Genomic DNA, 19215 nt, shown 5'->3' with positions numbered 1-19215 from the left:
CGATGAGCCCTCGGGATGAGGAGCACGACTCCCCGCGACCGTGGTCCTTCCCCTCGCGGAGGCGATGGCTGTGGATCGCCCTCGACGCCGTGGTGGTCCTCGCCGCCGACCCCGGCGGCGCTAGGCGATGACCCGCTCCGCGCGCTTCAGGTTCGCGATCAACTCGTCACGGCTCTGCCCGTCGACGCTGCCTTTCCACATCGGCGTGCCGGGGGCGCTGCGCCACGACTCGCTCAGCGGGCTGTTGTCCACCGCGTCGAAGCCCAGATCGTCGTAGAAGGCGGTGACGAACTCGACCGCCTCGGGGTGGTCGCTGGAGACGACCAGGGCCTTGCGATCGGGTGCGCCCGCGGGCCAGGCCAGGCGGACGATCGCCGGCAGCCGGTCGCTCGGGACGCGGATCGGGTGACGCTCGTGGAACTGGACGTGGCTGAACGCCTTCACGATCTTCGACGCCGGCAGCTGCTCCTGGCGCAGCTCGTGGACCGTCTTCTGCCCTGAGTCGACCTCGGGGTAGTGGCCGTCGCGCCAGACCATGTAGTTGTTGTTGTCGATGACGACCTTGCCGGCCAGGTCCTCGACCGGTAGGCGGGTGCCGGGCACGTAGGGGAACGCCAGGATCGCGAAGTCGGCCGCGGCCGCCGCCTCGGAGACGGTCGCCGCCCGCGCCTTCGGGCCCAGCTCTCGGACAAGACCGGCCAGGGTCTCGGGACCCCGCGAGTTCGCGATCACGACGTCGTAACCGGCGTCCACCGACACGCGGGCGAGCGTCGCGCCGGCCTGACCGGCGCCGAGGATGCCGAAGGTGGTCACGCGCGGGACTCCCGGGTGGAGAGGTCGGGGGAGTGCGGCTGCGCCACGGCCACGGGCAGTGCCGACGATGCGAGGATCGCGAGCTTTTCCGCGTCCTGGCTGCCGGGGTCCGGATGGAACACGACCAGGTGGAGGCCGTCGGATCCGCCGATGGCGAGCCGCTCGCGGTTGAGGGTCATCTCGCCGACCTCGGGGTGGTCGAACAGCAGCGGCGTGCCCTCCTGGCCCTTGACGTCGTGGAGCGCCCAGAGCTCGCGGAACCACGGGCTGGCCAGCGACAGCTCGCCGGCGAGCTCGATGAACCGGGGGTCGTCGACGTCGGTGCCCACGGACTGGCGCAGGTTCGCGATGAAGCAGTTCGTGACCTTCTGCCACTGCGGGTACAGCGCCTGCTCGGCCGGGTCGAGGAACATGTCGCGCATCTGGTTGCCGCCCTCGGCCATCCGGGGGGAGAGCGCCGTGGCCAGCGGATTGGCGGCCAGGATGTCGAAGTAGCGGTCCTCGATGAAAGCCGGCTGGGCCAGCGACATCAGCAGCTGGTGCGCCCCGCGCGGCACGGTCTGGCGCCGCGGGCGACGTCGTCGCTGACGGGGCTTGTCGGCCGTCAGCGTCATCAGGTAGTCGAGGTGCTCGGCGTCGAGCTGGAGCACCCGGGCGATCGACTCGAGGACCTGCACGGACGGCCGGCGGTCCTTGCCGCGCTCGAGGCGCAGGTAGTAGTCGGCGCTGATACCGGCGAGCATCGCCACCTCCTCGCGGCGCAGCCCGGGCACGCGGCGGATCCCGACGTCGGGGATGCCGGCGTCCTCGGGCTTCACGAGGCCTCGGCGGGCGCGCAGGTAGTCACCCAGGTGGTTCGTCGACGGCGTCATGTCCTGATCGTAGGTCGCGCACCCGCGTGGTGAGGGGGTCCTGCCACACCCCCGGATGGGCAGGACTCTGGCTCGGCCCACCGGCCCTGCCTAGCGTCGTCAGTGGCCCGATCAGGGGCCGTCGACCGAGAGGGAATCACATGACCGTCACGTTGATCACGGGAGCCAACCGAGGCATCGGCCACGAGGCCGCCAGGCAGTTGGTGGCACTCGGCCACCAGGTCTATGTCGGTGCCCGCGACCCCGAGCGCGGCGAGCGGGCCGCGGCCGAGATCGGCGCGCGCTTCGTGCAGCTGGACGTCACGGACGACGCGTCGGTCGCGTCGGCGCTGGCGACGATCGAGTCCGAGGAGGGGCACCTCGACGTGCTCGTCCACAACGCCGGAATCCTCACCGACGAGGTCGACGGCCCGACGGCGCTGCGGGTCTTCGACACCAACGCGGTCGGCATCGTGCGGGTGACCGAGGCCGCACTGCCGCTGCTGCGCCGGTCCTCGCACGCGGTGGTCGTGACGGTGTCGAGCAGCATGGGGTCGTTCTGGGCCGTCACGAACCCCGAGCGCATGGAGTACTCCGTCCCGGCGGCGCTCTACGCCGCGTCGAAGGCGGCCGCGACGATGCTGACGCTGCAGTACGCGAAGGCCGAGCCCACGATCAAGCTCAACGCGCTCGAGCCGGGCTTCACGGACACCGAGCTGACCGCGGGCATGCCCGGCGGCCGACCTGTCGAGATCAGCGCCAAGACGGTCGTCGAGCTGGCGACCATCGGCGCCGACGGGCCGACGGGGACCCTGCAGGACGAGTCCGGCGTGCTGCCCTGGTGACTCGGGGCGCCGGGCTCAGTCCGTCTCCTGCGCGGCCTGCTGGTCGAGCAGGTCCCGGGCATGCTCGGCGTCGTCCTCCTGGTCGAGCGCGCGGTGGAAGCTCTCGAGCTTCTCCTCGCCCGCCGGGAACGGAGGCAGCAGGGGCACGTCGGGGTCGACGATCGCCTCGATGACGACGGGGCGGTCCGCCCCGAGTGCGCGATCCCACGCCGCGTCGACGTCCTCGGGGCGCTCGACCCGGATCCCGGTCAGACCCAGCAGGTCGGCGTACCCCGCGTAGGGGAAGTCCGGCAGCGACTGGCTGACGTCGTAGCGAGGATCGCCCTCGGTCTCGCGCTGCTCCCACGTCACCTCGGCCAGGTCGCGGTTGTTGAGCACGAGCACGACGAAGCGAGGATCGGCCCAGTCCTGCCAACGCGAGGCGACGGTGACCAGTTCGGCGATGCCGTTCATCTGCATGGCGCCGTCGCCGACGAGCGCGACGACCGGTCGGTCGGGGGCGTCCAGCTTGGCCGCCAGGCCGTACGGCAGGCCCGAGCCCATCGAGGCCAGCGTGGACGAGAGGTGCGCCTGGACCCCCGGGGGCAGGGTCAGGTGCCGGGCGTACCAGTAGACGACCGAACCCACGTCGACACTGACCTGCGCGTCGGAGGGCAGGCGCGGCGTGAGGGCGCGAACCACGCGCTCGGGACTGAGCGGCACGGCGTCGGTGCCCGCGCGCTCCTCGGCGATGCGATGCCAGCGCTCGACCTGCTCGACCACGTCGGTCCGCCAGGCCGTGTCCGACCTCTCCTTCAGCAGCGGCAGGAGCGCGGTGAGCGTCTCGGTGGCGTCGCCGACCAGACCCACGTCGACGGGGTAGCGGTTGCCCAGATGGCGCCCGTCGATGTCGATCTGCACCGCTCGGGCCTGGCCGGGCGCGGGATAGAACTCGGTCCAGGGGTCGTTGGTGCCGATCATGAGCAGGGTGTCGCACTGGTCCATCAGCCACCCGGAGGCGGTCGTGCCGAGGTGGCCCATGACGCCACAGCTGATCGGCAGGGTCTCGTCCCACCACGGCTTGCCCAGCAGGCTCGTGGTGACGCCCGCGCCGAGCCGCTCGGCCACCTCGCGCACCAGGTCGCCCGCGTCGCGGGCGCCCTGACCGACCAGGAGGGCGACGCGCGCACCGGCATTCAGCACATCGGCGGCCTCGGCCAGGTCGCTGTCGGCCGGGATGACGCGCGGCGGACGCCACTGCGGCGTGGTGGGCACGACGCCGTGTTCGTGCGGCGGTTCCTCGGGCGCCGGCGCGACCTGCACGTCATGGGGGAGGATCACGACACACGGCGACCTGGTCGCCAGCGCCGTCCTGAACGCTCGGTCCACGACCATGCCGGCCTGCTCCGGCGCGAGCACGGCCTGGACGTACTGTGCCGCGACGTCCTTGAACAGGGCGCTCAGGTCGATCTCCTGCTGGTACTCCGCCCCGAGCGCGGTGGTGGGCTGCTGGCCGACGATGGCGACGACGGGCTGGTGGTCGAGCTTGGCGTCGTAGAGCCCGTTGAGCAGGTGCACGGCGCCCGGGCCCTGCGTACTGATCATGACGCCCACACCGCCGGTGTACTTGGCGTGACCGACCGCCATGAGCGCGGCGTTCTCCTCGTGCCGCGCCTGGACGAACGCGGGATCGCCCCCGGCGCGGCGCAGCGCACCCATGAGGCCGTTGATGCCGTCTCCGGAGTAGCCGAAGGTGCGGTGCACGCCCCAGGCGCGCAGGCGCTCGACCACCAGGTCGGCGACCAGCCGCTCGGGCTGGCTCTGGCTCCCGTCGTCTGCCATGTGGGTCCGTCCTTCCGCTGCGTCGGTACTGGGTTCTCGTCCTGTACCCGTTGCGCGTGGTGACAAACGAGGAGGGGAGCGGGACCGTGCTGCCGAGTCCGCTCCACGACCGGTGGGAGCCGTGGCCCGCCGATACCTCATTTCCCGCCGTTCTCCGGGCGTCTTGCAGAGTGAACGCCCGACTCGGAAGGCCCTTTCTCTGATTGTGTACTAACTCGATAGACAAACGTCAGAAAGGGTTCTCGCATGGAGTTCCTGTGGTACATCCCCAATCAGGTGGACCCCGGTCACCGGCTGGACGACACCGTCGAGGACCACAACGGCCTCCGTCGTCTGACGCAGCTGGCGCGCTCCGTCGAGGAGCACGGCTGGGGCGGTGCGCTCATCGGCACCGGCTGGAAGCGCCCGGACACGTTCACCGTCGCCACCGCGCTGGCGGCGGGCACCGAGACCTTCAATCCGCTCATCGCGATCCGGCCGGGGTACTGGGAGCCGGCCCACTTCGCCTCCTCCGCGGCCACGCTCGACCAGCTGAGCGGCGGACGCGTGAAGGTCAACATCGTCTCGGGCGCCGACCACCAGGCGCAGTACGGCGACGACGAGGGCGACCAGGCCCAGCGGTACGCCCGCACCCGTGAGTTCATGCGGCTGGTCCGCCGGCTGTGGACCGAGGACGCGATCACCTTCGAGGGGGAGTACTACCGGGCCACCGAGGCGAGTCTGGAGCACAGGCCCGTCGCGCGTCCGGGTCGCCCGCACCCGCAGCTCTACTTCGGCGGCGCCTCCGAGGCCGCCCAGCGCACCGCCGCGGCCGAGGCCGACGTGCAGCTGTTCTGGGGGGAGCCGCTCGACGGTGTCGAGGCGCGGATCGACCGGCTGAGGAGCCTCAGCGCCGCGCTCGACCGTGACCTGCCGCCCTTGGAGTTCGGGCTCCGCATCACCACGCTCGTGCGCGACACGACCGAGGAGGCCTGGGCGGACGCGCAGGCTCGCGTCGCCGCCATGGCCGCCGGACGCGACGAGTGGGCGGCCGACCCCGGCCGCCGCGTCGCCGTGGGGCAGCAGCGGCTGATCGACCTCGCGCACCAGGGCGACGTGCTCGACGACTGCCTCTACACAGCACCGGCGCGCGTCGGCGGTGGCGGCGCCGGCAGCACCTGGTTGGTCGGCTCCGCCGACGAGGTGGCCAAGGCCCTGCGCCGTTACGCCGACCTCGGCGTCACGCACTTCGTGCTCAGTGACACGCCCTACGAGCGCGAGATCGCGCGCATCGGCGACTCGCTGCTGCCGCTGCTGGGGTCGGCCTGAGCCATGACCTCCCCACGCTTCCGACGTCCCACCACCACCCGTTTCGCACCTAGGAGAACTGTGATGTCACGACGAGGGCTGTCCCGCCCCCTGATCCGCGCCGCCCTGGCGGCCCCCCTCGGCCTGGTCGCGTTGTCCGGTTGCGGCAGCGACGACCCCGGCGCCACGCTGGCCCTGACCGCCGCGCTCCCGGATGCGCCCGCCGCCGACACGGTGCTGCGGGTCGGCGACCCGGCCACGCAGGTGGCGCTCGAGACCTCGGGTCTCATCGCCGAGCTCGACGTCAAGGTCGAGTGGGCCAACATCACCGGCGGCCCCAAGACCCTCGAGGCCTTCCGAGCCGACGCGATCGACATCGGCTCGGTGGCCGACATCCCGCCGCTGTTCGCTCACTGGACCGGCACCGACGTCCGGATCGTCGCCGCGCGCGAGTCGGCCGACCCGGCGAACCACCCGGTCTACGAGCTCGGTGTGGCACCGGGCGCCAAGGTCAGGACGGCGAAGGACCTCAAGGGCAAGAAGATCGCCTACAGCCCGGGCCAGGCCCAGGGCGCGCTCGTGCTCAACGTCCTGCGCGAGGCCGGCCTGAGCCAGGACGACGTCGAGTTCGTCGAGATGCAGAGCGTCGACGACGCCTTCTCGGTGGCCCTGGCAGGCAAGCAGGTCGACGTGGCTCCGCTGGGCCAGACGCTCGCGAAGACGTACCTCGCGAAGTACGAGCGGGACGGCGCCAGCACCATCGACCCGGGCGTGCGCGACGACGCCTGGACGCTCTACGCCCCCACCACGGTCCTGGAGGACGCCGACAAGGCGGCCGCGATCAAGGAGTACGTGGTGGCGTGGACCCAGGCGCAGGCCTGGATCTCCGAGCATCCGGACGAGTTCGCGAAGGCGTTCTACGTCGACCACGAGGGACTCTCGCCCGAGGACGCCGCCTACGTCGTCCAGGCGATCGGCGCCCACCGGGTCCTGGCCGATTGGGACGAGTTCATCGCCCGGCACCAGCAGACCGTCGACACGCTGGTCGAGGCCCAGGACCAGGAGCCGCTCGAGGCGGAGACCCTCTACGACCGCCGCTACGAGAAGGTCATCGCCGACGCGGTGGGGGCGTCCTGATGGCCACGCTCACCGCACCCACCCGTCCGGCCGGCACAGCGGAGGACGTCCGTCCCACGCAGCGCCGGCTCGGGCCGGGCGACCCCATCCGGTTCGGCGGCCTCATCGGCATCGTCGCGTTGCTGGCGACGTGGGCCGGCGGCTCGGCCACCGGGCTGATCGACCCGCGCAACCTCACCGAGCCGTGGACCGTGGTGGAGACGGCCGGCACGCTCATCGAGAACGGCCGGCTCCAGGACAGCCTGGTCACCTCCGGGGTCCGGGCCGCTCTCGGCCTCGGCCTGGGTGTCGCGGTCGGCACCGTGCTGGCGCTGATCTCGGGGCTGTCCCGCATCGGGGAGTCGCTCATCGACGGGCCGATCCAGGTCAAGCGCTCGATCCCGACCCTGGCGCTCATCCCGCTGCTCATCCTGTGGCTGGGCATCGGCGAGCCCTTCAAGGTCATCACCATCGCGCTGGCCGTCTTCGTGCCGGTGTACATCCACACCCACAACGGCCTGCGCACCATCGAGGGCAGGTACGCCGAGCTGGCCGAGACGCTGGGCGTCACGCGCGCGGAGTTCATCCGTCACGTCGTGCTTCCCGGCGCCATGCCCGGCTTCCTGCTGGGCATGCGCTTCGCGGTGACGTCGTCGCTGCTGGCGCTGGTGGTCGTCGAGGTCATCAACGCCACGAGCGGGATCGGCCACATGATCACGCTCGCCTCCAACTACGGGCAGACGGACATCATCGTCGTCGGCCTGGTCGTCTACGCGCTGCTCGGCGTCACCGCCGACGCGGCGGTCCGCCTCATCGAAAGGAAGGCACTCTCATGGCGCCGTACGCTCGCCAGTTGACCCCGGCCGTCCGGGTCCACGGTCTGCATCGCAGCTTCAACGAGGCCGGCGGTGTGCTCAACGGCCTCGACCTCGAGATCGCCCCGGGCGAGTTCGTGGCCCTGCTGGGTCGCAGTGGCTCGGGCAAGAGCACGCTGTTGCGGGCCCTCGCGGGCCTGGACCGCGGAGTCGCCGGCACCGGCCGGATCGAGGTGCCCGAGAAGGTCTCGGTCGTCTTCCAGGACTCGCGGCTGCTGCCGTGGAAGCGGCTCCTCGGCAACGTCACCCTCGGCCTGCGGGCCGACGACGCGGCCCGCCGCGGCTCGGAGGCGCTGGCCGAGGTCGGCCTCGCCGGCCGCGAGCGGGCGTGGCCCCACGAGCTGTCCGGCGGCGAGCAGCAGCGCGCCTCGCTGGCTCGGTCGCTGGTCCGTGACCCGCAGCTGCTGCTGGCCGACGAGCCTTTCGGCGCCCTGGACGCGCTCACCCGGATCCGGATGCACACGCTGCTGCGCAAGCTCTGCGAGGTCCACCAGCCGGCGGTGCTGCTGGTCACCCACGACGTCGACGAGGCGATCGTCCTGGCCGACCGGGTGATCGTGCTCGACGACGGCGTCGTGCGCCATGACGCGCGCATCGACATCGAGGGCCGTCGCTCGCAGGCGGACCCGGCCTTCGCGCGGTTGCGCACCCAGCTGCTCACCGAGCTCGGCGTCGAGGACGACCACGACGCGCCCGGCCGACCCGTGCGCGACCACCTCAAGGAGAGGACCGCGTCATGACTCGCCAACTCCACCTCAACCTGTTCATCTACCCCGACGGTCACCACGAGGCCGCGTGGCGTCACCCCGACAGCGACACCGATCGGATCCTGGACATCGGCTACTACCAGGAGCTCGCGCAGAAGGCCGAGGCCGCGAAGTTCGACGCGGTCTTCTTCGCCGACGGTCCCTCGCTGGCCGAGAACATCCGGTACGCCGCGCGGTTCCGGCTCGAGCCGATCACCGTGATGACCGCGATCGTGGCGGCCACCGAGCGCATCGGTGTGATCGGCACGGCGTCGACGACGTACACCGAGCCGTACAACCTGGCGCGCCAGTTCGCGGCACTCGACCACCTCAGCAAGGGTCGGGCCGGGTGGAACATCGTCACGACGGGGGCGGCCAACGCGGCGCTCAACTTCGGCCTCGACGCGCATCCGGTCCACCGCGACCGCTACGAGAGGGCCGAGGAGTACGTCGAGGTGATCACCAAGCTCTGGGACAGCTGGGAGGACGACGCGGTCGTCGCCGACCGGGCCAGCGGGCTGTTCGCCGACACCGACAAGATCCACCGCGTCGACCATGTGGGCAAGCACTTCCGCGTCGCCGGTCCGCTCAACGCGCCCCGGTCGCCGCAGGGCCGGCCGGTCTACGTGCAGGCCGGGTCGTCCGAGGACGGACGTGCCTTCGCCGCACGGTGGGCCGAGGCGATCTTCACGGCGCACCAGACGCTGGAATCGGCGCAGGAGTTCTATGCCGACATCAAGTCCCGGGCGCGGGCTGGGGGCCGCGATCCGCAGGGCCTCAAGGTGCTACCCGGGATCAGTCCGTTCATCAGCTCGACCGCGCGTGAGGCCGAGGAGCTGCATGAGCAGTTCAACGACCTGACGCAGCCGGAGTACTCGCTGGCGCAGCTGGAGCGCCTCACCGGCGTCGACCTCTCGGCGTACGACCTCGACGGGCCCTTCCCGCGCGAGGTTATCGACGCGGACGTCGAGCGCAGCGAGGGCAGCCGCTTCCAGCTCGTGCTGGACATCGTCGAGCGTGAGCAGCCGACCCTGCGCCAGCTCTGCCACCGACTGGCCGGCGCGCGGGGTCACCGTGTGGTCACGGGCACGCCCGACCAGGTCGCCGACACGATCCAGCAGTGGGCCGAGCAGGGCGCCGCCGACGGCTTCAACGTGATGCCGCCGTGGCTGCCGGGCGGCATCGACGTGTTCATCGAGGAGGTCGTGCCGATCCTGCGCGTACGCGGCCTGTTCCGCACGGAGTACGAGGGCAGCACGTTGCGCGACCACCTCGGCCTCGAACGCCCCGCCAGCCAGTACGCATCCCGGCCCGCAGCAACCCTCACGAAGGAGACAGCATGAGCTTCGACCACTACCGACCGTTCGGCCGCACGGGAGTGCGGGTCAGCCCGCTCACCCTCGGCGCGATGATGTTCGGCGCCTGGGGCAACCCGGATCACGACGAGTCGATCGCGATCATCCACCGCGCCCTCGACGCCGGGATCAACGTCATCGACACGGCCGACGTCTACGCCCGGGGCGAGTCCGAGGAGATCGTCGGCAAGGCGCTGCAGGCCCGCGCCGGCAGCCGCGATGACGTCTTCCTCGCGACCAAGTTCCACGGGTCGATGCACGACGACGACCCCAACCAGGCGGGCAACTCGCGGCGCTGGATCATCCGCGAGGTCGAGAACTCGCTGCGCCGACTGCAGACGGACCACATCGACCTCTACCAGGTTCACCGGCCGCGTCCGGAGGTCGACATCGACGAGACGCTCGGTGCCCTGACGGATCTGGTCCGGCAGGGCAAGATCCGCTACATCGGCACGTCGACGTTCCTGCCGTCGCAGGTCGTCGAGGCCCAGTGGGTCGCCGAGCGGCGTCAGCGCGAGCGCCCCGTCAGCGAGCAGCCGCCGTACTCGATCCTCGCCCGCGAGGTCGAGCGCGACATCCTGCCGACGGCGCAGAAGTACGGCCTCGGCGTGCTGCCGTGGAGCCCGCTGGCGGGAGGGTGGCTCTCGGGTCGCTACCGCCGCGGTGAGGAGCCGCAGGTCACCTCCAGTCGGTTGCGTCGCCAGCCGGCGCGGCACGATCCGAGCTCGCCGGAGAACCGGGTCAAGCTCGAGGCGGTGCACCAGTTGCAGGAGCTCGCCGACGAGGCCGGCCTGTCCCTGATCCATCTCGCCCTGGGCTTCGTGCTCTCGCACCCTGCGGTGTCGTCGGCCATCATCGGCCCCCGCACGCTCGAGCAGCTGGACTCCCAGCTCGGCGTCGAGAAGGTGCTGCTGACGCCGGATGTCCTCGACCGGATCGACGAGATCGTCCCGCCCGGCACGACGCTCAACGAGGCCGATCGCGGCTACGCGCCCCCGGCCCTGGTCGAGGCGGCACTGCGACGGCGTTGAGCGGGGATCGGTGGACTGGCAGCGCGACCTGACAGGACTCCTGGCCGGTGTCGTGCTCGCTGCGCTCACGACGCCGGTCGGGGTGTCCGGAGCGGTGTTCCTGCTGCCGTTCCAGCTCTCGGTACTGCACGTGCCGAGCCCGCGGGTCACCCCGACGAACCTGCTGTACAACGTCGTCTCGGGCCCGGGCGCGTTGGTGCGCTTCCGGCGGCGGGGGCAGTTCGACCGGCCCCTGACGTTGCAGTTGCTGTCGGGGTCGGTCCCCGGGGTGGTGCTCGGAGCGCTCGTGCGGGTGCACGTGGCGCCCGACCCCGACGTGTTCCGGCTCTTGGCAGCGGCCGTGCTGGTCCCCGTCGGTCTGTTCATCCTGAGGAGACCCGCGCCCGGGTCGATCGACCGGCGCGTCCGGGCGCGCACCGTCGTCGGGCTCGCGTTCATGGTCGGGATCGTGGGCGGGGTCTACGGGATTGGTGGCGGCTCGGTGCTCGGCCCGATCCTGGTCGGCGCCGGGATGTCGATGGCCAGGGTCGCGCCCGCGGCCCTGCTCTCGACCTGGGTGACGTCCTTGGCCGGGGTGGCCACGTACGCCGTCGTCTCCATGGAGGCGACGGGGCCGGTCTCGCCGGACTGGTCACTCGGCATCGCCACCGGTCTCGGGGGACTGGTCGGCGGCTGGGTCGGAGCCTGGCTCCAACCTCGTCTCCCCGAGCGGTTGCTGCGGACGCTGCTCGGACTGTTCGCCGTGACGCTGGGTGCGCTGTACGTGGCGCAATCGCTCGGGTGACGGCGCGCCCTAGGGTGGAGGCCGTGAGCGAGCCCGAGCAGTCCGCCGCCGCCCGCGGATTGCGCCGCAGGGAGCGCACGCGAGCCACGCTGCTCGACGCGGCCGAGCTGCTGGTCTCGCAGCGCGCGCCCGAGGAGATCCGGATCGAGGACGTCGCCGCGCAGGCGGGGGTCTCGGCGGCCTCGGTCTACGTGCACTTCGGAACCAAGGACGGGCTGTTGGCAGCCGTCACCGAACGGGTCCTGGGCGTCGCGACCGACGCCCTGCGGGCGGCGTACGCGGCCGACACGTCCCCGCTCGAACGGTTCGCCGGGGTGGGCGTGGCGTACCTGCGGCTGCTGCTGGACCACCCGGTGGTCGTGAAGTACCTGACCGCCTCGGGGGAGCGCGGTCCCACGACGCCCATCGAGACCGAGGTGGTCGAGCGGTTCGGTGAGCTCCGACGCGAGTTCGAGCAGAGCATCCGCGAGGCGGTCGACACCGGGGCGATCCGGCGTGTCGATCCCGAGCTGATGTCCTTCTTCCTGTTCGGCGCGTGGAACGGGGTCGCGGCTCTGGCGTTGCGCCGCGACGCGTTGGTACTGCCGCCCGACCGCGTCGAGACCGCCGTGATCGAGGCCGGACTCGTTCTGCTCGAGGGCCTCATCGTGGAGCCGTCGGACCCCTGAGGCGTGGTTAACTGGAGTCCGACTCCAGATCACCGTTGAAAGCGATTCACCCATGACGCAGACCGCCACGCCCTCGACCGCGACCTCCGGGGCCGGTCCCGAGACCTGGGACGCGATCGTCGTGGGTGCGGGTCCCGGCGGCCTGACCACCGCGGCGTACCTCGCGGCGAACGACCAGAGGGTGCTGGTGCTGGAGGCGAACCAGGTCGTCGGAGGCAGCACACAGGTCTTCCGTCGCGCCGGCAACAAGTTCGAGTTCGACGTCGGTACCCACTACGTGGGGGAGTGCGGTCCCGGCGGTCGGATGCAGACGGCGTTGTCCGGCCTGTCGCTGACCGAGCGCATCACGTGGCTGCGCCAGAATCCCGAGGGCCACTGCCGGATCATGGTTCCGGGCACGACGTTCCACACGCCGACGGGGTGGGACACGTACCTCGAGCGGCTGATCGCGGCGTTCCCCGGCGAGGAGAAGGGGCTGCGCCGGTGCGTGCGAATCCTGCGGATCATCTCGGCGGGGGAGGAGCCGCGGCTGAAGCCGTGGATGCTGCTGCGCTGGGGACTGCGCCCCATCACCAAGCTCATGGACGCGTGTGGGCTCAGCGCTGATGCGCAGGCAGTGATCCTCGCGGAGAACGGCGACTACACGTGGCCGCCGTACCGCACGCCCGCGGTGATGCACGGCGGCCTGCTGCACCACTACCTCCAGGCCGGCGCCTACTACCCGCGCGGCGGCGGACAGGTGATCGGTGCGCACCTGACCGACGTGATCCAGTCGTACGGCGGGACGGTCCGCACCAGGTCGCGCGTCGAGCGCATCCTCATCGAGAACGGCCGAGCCGTCGGAGTCCGCCTGCGCGGTGGCGAGGAGTTCCGCTCGGACGTCGTCGTGGCGGCCGGCGACTACAAGCTGACGTGGACCGAGCTCGTCGGTGACGAGCACCTGACGCGCAAGCTCCGCAAGCGCCTGGCGAACCTGGAGATGACGCAGCCGATGTTCGCGGTCTACGTCGCGCTCGACGTCGACCTGCGCGAGCGTGACACCCCGCCGCTGGCGTGGGTGTGGCCGAACAACGACGTCGACGGCTACTACCGCGAGGTCGAGGCGGGCCGCTGTCCCGAGCAGATGCCCGTCGGCATCAGCTGCCCGACCGCGAAGGATCCGGAGGGCACGCACTCGGCGCCTCCGGGCTACTCGACGCTCGAGCTGGTCAGCTGGGCGCCCAAGGAGCACGCGTTCTGGAACGTCGACGCCGATCCCATGGACGGCGCCGAGTACGGGCGCGACGAGGAGTACCGCCGGCTCAAGGACGAGCTCACCGAGCGGGTGCTGGACACGGCTTCGCTGATGATCCCCGACCTGCGCGAGCGGATGGTGTTCTGCGAGGCGTCCACCCCGATGACGCAGGAGCGCTTCACCCTGACGTCGGACGGCTCCTGCTACGGCATCGCGCCGCTGCTCAAGAACCTCGGCCCGTTCCGGCCGAAGGTCACGACCCACATCCCGGGCCTGTTCCTGGGCGGTGCCAGCACCGAGTTCATGTTCGGCATCAACGCCACGATCTGGGGCGGCATGAAGACGGCGGGCGTGATCCTGGGCCGCGACCTCGAGCAGGAGGTCAAGGACGGCGCGGTCTTCGTCGACGAGGCGAAGCTGACCGAGATCACCGAGGACTGGGACCCGCTGCTGGCGTCGAAGCCCGGCTCGGTCATCCGCCGTGCCGCGCGCCGGCGGCCGAGGGCCAACGCCTGACGACGGAGGGCTACGAGCCGTCGAGAAGTCGTTGGACGACCGGACCGTAGACGGCCTCGACGGCGTCGAGCTCGGCGAGCAGGACGGGCGACTCGAAGAACCGCAGGGTCGTCGCCAAGCCCATCAGGGCCGCGACGGCGAGCTCGGCACGCAGCTCCGGTCGAGGGCCGTCGAGAACCTCCGAGAGCGGCGTGACGTAGCCGTGCAGGAACTGCGTCCGCACGGACTGGGGATCGGGGGCGTTCACGCGCAGCATGATGGCCCGGCCGAGGTGCTCCAGATCTCCACGCCGCTGGCGGTCGACCAGTTCGGCGACGAGCGCCGTCCCGAGTGCGGAGACGGGAACGTCCGGCAGCTCCGGTGCGGCGATAGCCGCCGTGCGGTGGAACAGCTGCTCCTTGCTGCCGGCCACCTTCATGACGAGCGAGGGAGAGGTGCCGGCCAGCGCCGCGATCTCGCGGATCGTCACCTCGCCGAAGCCCTTGCGCGCGAAGAGGTCGCCCGCCGCGCGCCACACCGCGGCCCTCAGCTCGGCCGGATCCGTGGGAGCGGTCATGCGAGGGGAGTCCCCAACGTGAGGTCCGCGGTGCGGTTGGCCTCCCAGACCGTGACCGGCCGAGCGCCGGTCGCTCCGGTGTCGCAGATGGCGCTGAGCACGTAGCGCCCGTTCGGCGGCCGTGGCACCGCGTACCGCCCCTCGTGGTCGGTGCGGGTCGAGGTCACGACCTCGCCCGCGTGATGGGTCAGGATCACGAGCACCCCCTCGATCGGGACGCCGTCCGAGTCGGTGATCGTGCCGTCGAGGGTGAGTCGATCGCGCAGCACCAGGGGCGGCAGTCCGGCCTCCACGTCGACGGTGACGATGCGCGAGCGCGGCTGCCAGCCATCGGCGGACGTCACGATGAAGTAGTCACCGTGGCCGGGCACGGCCACCGCGACCTGCCCTTCCGAATCGGCATGGCCCCAGTCGACGGCAGCACCCTCCATGGTCAGGACGGTCACGACGGCGTTGCGCACGGGGCGGGCGTTCGCGTCGACGACCTTGCCGCGCACCACGCAGTTGGGACGGCTGGAGGTCGCCGTCCCGGAACGATCCGCCTCGGGTGCGAAGTCCTGCATCCCCAGGGTCGGGAAGAGGACGGCCGCGCCGACCAGCGCCGCAGCCGCGGCGAGCCAGAACAGCAGGCTGATGGCGCCTTCGCTCGTCGCCTCCTCGCCGGCGATCGTCACGACGGACGCGGAGGTGACCGCGGCGACGATGGCGCTGGCGCTCGTGGTGCCGATCGACCTCAACAGCACGTTGAGTCCGTTGGCCGAAGCCGTCTCGGTGACCGGCACGGCGCGCATGATCATCGTCGGCAACGCGCCGTAGACCATCGCGGTGCCCACGCCGACGGCGACCGATCCGATCACGACCTGGGCGAGGTCGTCGCTGAGGAACACGCGTGCCACATAGGTGACACCCATGAGGAGCGCGCCCGACAACGCCGTCACCTGCGGCCCGAAGCGTCGCGTCAGCCAGGCCGAGACGGGTGCCATGAGGCCGAAGGCAGCCGCGTTGGGGACCATCCACCAACCGGTCTCGAGGATCCCGAGCCCCAGCCCGTAGCCACTGGCCTCGGGCATCTGCAGCAGCTGGGTCGTGAGCAGCATGTTGGCGAACATCGCGAACCCGACGAGCACGGAGGCGGAGTTCACCAGGACGACAGAACGTCGGGAGGAGACGCGCAGGTCGACCAGGGGGCTCGGCGTCCGGAGCTCGACCGGGACCCAGATCGCGAGCAGCACGCCGCCGCCGGCGACCAGACCCAGCGTCGTCGGCGAGCTCCAGCCCCAGTGCGAGCCCTTGGAGAGCGCCAGCATGAGGGCGGTGAGGGCGGCCGACAGGAGCAGGGCTCCGCGGAAGTCGAAGCTGCCTCGGGTGCGGACGGGGGACTCGGGCAGGACCACCATGGCCGCGATGAGCAGGACGATCCCGACCGCACCGGTCGCCCAGAAGATCGCGTGCCAGTCCAGGTGCTCGGAGATGAGGCCGGACAGGGGGAGTCCCACGCCGGCGCCGATCGCGAGCGTGGCACTCATGAGCGCCACACCGAGCGGGATGCGTTCACGCGGCAGCTCGTCACGCATGATCGCGATGCCGACCGGGACGACCGCCATGCCGACGCCCTGCAGTGCCCGAGCGACGATCAGCAGCACCAGGTCCTCGCTGAAGGCACCGAGGATCGATCCGAGGACCGAGATCGCCAAGGTCAGGACCATCATCCGGCGCTTGCCGTACATGTCGGCCAGGCGCGTCACGGTCGGGGTGGCGATGGCGCCCGTCAGGAGGGTCGCGGTCACGAGCCACGAGGTGCTGTCCGCCGAGGCGCCCAGGAGTTCGGGGAGCATCGGCAGCAGCGGCAGCAGGAGCGTCTGCTGCAACGAGACGACGATGCCGCACAGCGACAGGGTCGCCACGATGAGCGCGGCGCTGCGCCTTGGGGCTTCCGGCTGCTGGGGGGCTGTGGTGGTCGCGGAGGACGTCGAGACAGTCACGGGATCCGTTCGGGGCTGGGGCGTGAACGTTTGTTCACGGCCAGTCAATCAGGTTCCCGCGCTCCGCGCGATCAGTTCGGCCGCGGGGGTCCGGCCGTGCGGTCCGTGCGGGCGACCTTGCGGTCCGTCATGACGATCCAGGCCGCCATGGCGATACCGCCGCAGACGGCGAACAGGAAGAAGAGCATCGCCAGGCCCGGGTAGCCCAGCACCGTCCAGCTCGACGGCACGCGCATCATCAGGGCGGCACCCAAGATGGTGGCCGCGATGATGATGCCGAGCGTGACGCGGTTGGCGACCCGCTGGATCACCGTGTGGAGTCGCTGCTCGTCGATCGCGTCGACCTTGACCCGGAACTCGCCGTCGGCGAGCGAGTCCATGATGCGGTTCGCGCGCTCGGGCAGGTGCTCCACGAAGTTCTTCGACTCGATGGCGGCGGCCACGATGCCGCCGGGCGACATCTTCAGGCCGGCGGCCGAGATGTTGGTCGCGTTCTCGCGGATGGCGTCGGTGGGCGAGAAGCCGGGATCCAGGTGCGAGGTGGCCTGGTCGAGGTTCAGCAGCGCCTTGCCCACCATCGACATCTCGGCCGGCGGGCGCAGCCCGTGCGCGCCGGAGACCCGGCTGAGATCGACCAGCACGGCGCCGACCGCGACGTCCGCGCCGCTGGCAATCGCCTCGGAGACCAGGTGGGCGACGTCGCTGCGGAACGGGCCGGCCTCGAACGAGTCGAGCGGATGGCCCATGGCGGCCAGGATCGACGAGGTCTCCTCGCCGTCCCCGTCGCTGATGGCCAGCAGCAGCTTGATGATGTCGTGCTGGATGCGTGGGGGGACCGAGGCCGTCATGCCGAGGTCGAGCAGGGCCAGGCGTCCGTCGGGGGTGAGCAGCAGGTTGCCCGGGTGCGGGTCGGCGTGCAGCACCCCGGCGTCGAGGATCATGTGCAGGTACGCGCTGAAGAGCTGCTCGACGATCGGGCGGGCGTCGACGTCGGTCAGTCCCAGCGGACCGATGTCGGTGACCTTGCGGCCCTCGACGAAGTCCATCGTCAGGATCTTCGAGGTCGTGTACGGCTCGACCGGCTGCGGCACGACGAGCAGGTCGTAGGGGGCGGTCAGCTCGCCGAAGGTGACCAGGTTGCGGGCCTCGCGGCGGTAGTCCAGCTCGCCGGCCAGCGAGCGGCGGAACTGGTCGAGCAGCTGGCCGAAGCCGAAGCTGCGCCCGATCTCGGTCCGGCGGTCGGCCAGGCGCGCCAGGCGACCCAGCACCTTCATGTCCTCGCGCACGAGCTCGCGGACGTGAGGTCGCTGCACCTTCACGACGACCTCGCGCCCGTTGCGCAGGACCGCGCGGTGGACCTGGCCGAGTGACGCCGCAGCGAGGGGCTTGACGTCGAAGTCGCTGAACCGCTCCTTGAGCGTGGCACCGAGCTCGGTCTCGACGACCTCGCGCACGATGTCGAAGTCGATCGGCTCGACCTCGTCCTGCAGCCGCTCCAGCGCGGTGGTGTACGACGCGGGCAGCAGGTCGAACCGCGTCGAGAGCAGCTGGCCGAGCTTGATGAAGGTCGGCCCCATCTTCTCGAGGTCGTCGGCGAAGGCCTGCGCGCGCTCGGCGTCGCCGAGCGGCGTCTCGTCGTCGATGTCGAACTCGTCGAGCTGGGTTCCGGACAGCAGGTCGGAGCGTCCGTAGCGGCGAACCAGGCGGGCCAACGCGACATAGCGGTTGTCGTGCAGATTCGTCATGGCGCAAGCATGCCGGTCCTGAGCCCCCGATGGGGTGTCCCGCGCGAACCCTGCTCGCCGGGACTCGGTGAACTCTGCCTCGCAATGGAAGGACCGACGTCACGAACCTCATCGGCAACCCTCGCAACGTCGAAGGGTCGAGCGCTGATCCCACGGCGTTTGACCTGTTGCGCCAGGCAGATGCGGGCGTACTGTCGAATGATCGGCTCGTCAATGCGACCTCTACCGATCGGAGTGCGTCATGGCCCTCTCACTGCATGTGCCTCATCTGCACGTCCCGCACGTCGGATCAGCGCAGGACCAAGCCCACCAGGAGAAGACCAAGCCGTCCAGGTTCGGCGGGATCATCCTCACCATCGCCATGCTCGTGGCCCTGGCCGCGTGGGTGACCTCGGTGATCGCGCTCATCAGTTTGGGCCCTGTCGAGTTCGGAGTGCAGCGCGCCTCCGTCGTCGGGTGGACGGCACTGGGGATCGTCTCCGCGATCAGCCTGTTCATGATGGGCGTGTGGAAGGTCCACCGGGCCTAGGCGTCCGCAGGCGCGGGTGCGGCTGATCATCCCATCCAGTCCCACTCGACCTGGAAGGTCGAGCCTCGGCCGAACCGCACGCCGACGACCTTCGGGTCGCAGCGGAGGCGGTCGTGCTCCCCCTTGCGCACGACGCCGCCCATGCGCAGCATCCGGATCAGCTCATTCCAGTGCCATCCGGAGTAGTTCTTCTCGACGAATTTCGCCGTGTAGCCCTTCCCGACGGCGATGAAGTGGGCGTGGCGAAGCAACTCGTTCAACTCGTCGCGGGTGCGGTGCTCGGTGAACTCGGCCATGGTGGCTCCTCTCTCGAGGGCACGGATGTGCCCGACTTGGTCGTCCCGGTCGGGACGGCCCTGGTCTTCTCCGGAGGGCACCGTGTCGGGCGACGCGGTTGCCGGCCACCTCTGTCCGGAGGCGTGGGTGGCTCTCTTGACCTCGGGTGGAACCTACGCAGGTGC

General features: G+C 70.8%; 19 protein-coding genes and 1 riboswitch. Of the genes, 12 read left to right on the top strand and 7 right to left on the bottom strand.

Annotated features, from left to right (window positions below):
- Positions 1–2: 2 nt before the first annotated feature.
- Positions 3–131 (top strand): hypothetical protein, encoded by a 129-nt coding sequence (locus NP095_RS11500; protein ID WP_255669192.1) that lies wholly within the window; start codon positions 3–5, stop codon positions 129–131.
- Here the strand turns inward: NP095_RS11500 and NP095_RS11495 are convergent.
- Together NP095_RS11495 and NP095_RS11490 are read right to left on the bottom strand one after the other, a co-directional pair.
- The gene (locus tag NP095_RS11495) at positions 121–813 is read right to left on the bottom strand and encodes an NADPH-dependent F420 reductase (RefSeq protein ID WP_232418756.1); all 693 of its coding nucleotides are present in this window, start codon (positions 811–813) and stop codon (positions 121–123) included. The genes NP095_RS11500 and NP095_RS11495 overlap by 11 nt on opposite strands.
- Positions 810–1685, bottom strand: coding sequence for a helix-turn-helix domain-containing protein (locus tag NP095_RS11490; RefSeq protein ID WP_232418757.1), 876 nt, complete (start codon positions 1683–1685; stop codon positions 810–812). Before NP095_RS11490 ends, NP095_RS11495 begins: the two co-directional genes overlap by 4 nt.
- A gap of 140 nt (positions 1686–1825) precedes the next feature.
- Between NP095_RS11490 and NP095_RS11485 the strand changes: the two genes are divergently transcribed.
- Positions 1826–2509, top strand: coding sequence for an SDR family NAD(P)-dependent oxidoreductase (locus NP095_RS11485; RefSeq protein WP_232418758.1), 684 nt, complete (start codon positions 1826–1828; stop codon positions 2507–2509).
- A 15-nt stretch (positions 2510–2524) separates the two neighbouring features.
- Here NP095_RS11485 and NP095_RS11480 read toward each other — a convergent pair whose 3' ends face one another.
- On the bottom strand, positions 2525–4330 hold the full coding sequence (locus NP095_RS11480) for a thiamine pyrophosphate-requiring protein (protein ID WP_232418759.1): 1806 nt from the start codon (positions 4328–4330) through the stop codon (positions 2525–2527).
- 246 nt (positions 4331–4576) lie between these two features.
- Between NP095_RS11480 and NP095_RS11475 the strand changes: the two genes are divergently transcribed.
- The 9 genes from NP095_RS11475 to NP095_RS11435 all read left to right on the top strand — a co-directional run bounded on the left by NP095_RS11475 (position 4577) and on the right by NP095_RS11435 (position 13942).
- Positions 4577–5638, top strand: a complete 1062-nt coding sequence (locus NP095_RS11475; protein ID WP_232418760.1) for an LLM class flavin-dependent oxidoreductase — start codon at positions 4577–4579, stop codon at positions 5636–5638.
- A gap of 63 nt (positions 5639–5701) precedes the next feature.
- On the top strand, positions 5702–6754 hold the full coding sequence (locus NP095_RS11470) for an ABC transporter substrate-binding protein (RefSeq protein WP_232418761.1): 1053 nt from the start codon (positions 5702–5704) through the stop codon (positions 6752–6754).
- A complete protein-coding gene (locus NP095_RS11465) occupies positions 6754–7590 on the top strand; it encodes an ABC transporter permease (protein WP_232418762.1) in 837 nt (278 codons plus the stop codon). The genes NP095_RS11470 and NP095_RS11465 overlap by 1 nt, the downstream gene beginning before the upstream one ends.
- Positions 7587–8348 (top strand): ABC transporter ATP-binding protein, encoded by a 762-nt coding sequence (locus NP095_RS11460; RefSeq protein WP_232418763.1) that lies wholly within the window; start codon positions 7587–7589, stop codon positions 8346–8348. The genes NP095_RS11465 and NP095_RS11460 overlap by 4 nt, the downstream gene beginning before the upstream one ends.
- On the top strand, positions 8345–9697 hold the full coding sequence (locus NP095_RS11455; RefSeq protein WP_232418764.1) for an LLM class flavin-dependent oxidoreductase: 1353 nt from the start codon (positions 8345–8347) through the stop codon (positions 9695–9697). The genes NP095_RS11460 and NP095_RS11455 overlap by 4 nt, the downstream gene beginning before the upstream one ends.
- Positions 9694–10740, top strand: coding sequence for an aldo/keto reductase (locus NP095_RS11450; RefSeq protein ID WP_232418765.1), 1047 nt, complete (start codon positions 9694–9696; stop codon positions 10738–10740). Before NP095_RS11455 ends, NP095_RS11450 begins: the two co-directional genes overlap by 4 nt.
- Before the next feature lie 10 nt (positions 10741–10750).
- Positions 10751–11524: a sulfite exporter TauE/SafE family protein gene (locus NP095_RS11445; RefSeq protein WP_232418766.1), complete on the top strand. Its 774-nt coding sequence runs from the start codon at positions 10751–10753 to the stop codon at positions 11522–11524.
- A 23-nt stretch (positions 11525–11547) separates the two neighbouring features.
- Entirely contained in the window at positions 11548–12192 is a 645-nt protein-coding gene (locus NP095_RS11440) for a TetR/AcrR family transcriptional regulator (RefSeq protein WP_232418767.1), read from the top strand.
- Positions 12193–12244: 52 nt separating this feature from the next.
- Positions 12245–13942 (top strand): phytoene desaturase family protein, encoded by a 1698-nt coding sequence (locus tag NP095_RS11435; RefSeq protein ID WP_232418768.1) that lies wholly within the window; start codon positions 12245–12247, stop codon positions 13940–13942.
- Between the two features lie 10 nt (positions 13943–13952).
- On the opposite strand, the gene NP095_RS11430 is transcribed toward NP095_RS11435, so the two are convergent.
- The 3 genes from NP095_RS11430 to NP095_RS11420 all read right to left on the bottom strand — a co-directional run bounded on the left by NP095_RS11430 (position 13953) and on the right by NP095_RS11420 (position 18225).
- Positions 13953–14498, bottom strand: a complete 546-nt coding sequence (locus NP095_RS11430; protein ID WP_232418769.1) for a TetR/AcrR family transcriptional regulator — start codon at positions 14496–14498, stop codon at positions 13953–13955.
- A complete protein-coding gene (locus NP095_RS11425; RefSeq protein WP_232418770.1) occupies positions 14495–16402 on the bottom strand; it encodes an MFS transporter in 1908 nt (635 codons plus the stop codon). The genes NP095_RS11430 and NP095_RS11425 overlap by 4 nt, the downstream gene beginning before the upstream one ends.
- A 149-nt stretch (positions 16403–16551) precedes the next feature.
- A complete protein-coding gene (locus tag NP095_RS11420) occupies positions 16552–18225 on the bottom strand; it encodes an ABC1 kinase family protein (protein ID WP_232418771.1) in 1674 nt (557 codons plus the stop codon).
- A 241-nt stretch (positions 18226–18466) separates the two neighbouring features.
- Here NP095_RS11420 and NP095_RS11415 point away from each other — a divergent pair, with 241 nt between their 5' ends.
- Complete coding sequence (locus NP095_RS11415) at positions 18467–18754, top strand: hypothetical protein (protein WP_232418772.1); 288 nt, start codon at positions 18467–18469, stop codon at positions 18752–18754.
- Positions 18755–18780: 26 nt separating this feature from the next.
- On the opposite strand, the gene NP095_RS11410 is transcribed toward NP095_RS11415, so the two are convergent.
- The gene (locus NP095_RS11410; RefSeq protein ID WP_232418773.1) at positions 18781–19050 is read right to left on the bottom strand and encodes a hypothetical protein; all 270 of its coding nucleotides are present in this window, start codon (positions 19048–19050) and stop codon (positions 18781–18783) included.
- A 27-nt stretch (positions 19051–19077) separates the two neighbouring features.
- A riboswitch (SAM riboswitch) is annotated at positions 19078–19192 on the bottom strand.
- Between the last annotated feature and the right edge of the window lie 23 nt (positions 19193–19215).

The sequence above is a fragment of the Aeromicrobium duanguangcaii genome (assembly GCF_024508295.1).
Taxonomy (GTDB): Bacteria; Actinomycetota; Actinomycetes; order Propionibacteriales; family Nocardioidaceae; genus Aeromicrobium; species Aeromicrobium duanguangcaii.
This window is presented reverse-complemented; position numbering and strand designations above follow the sequence as displayed.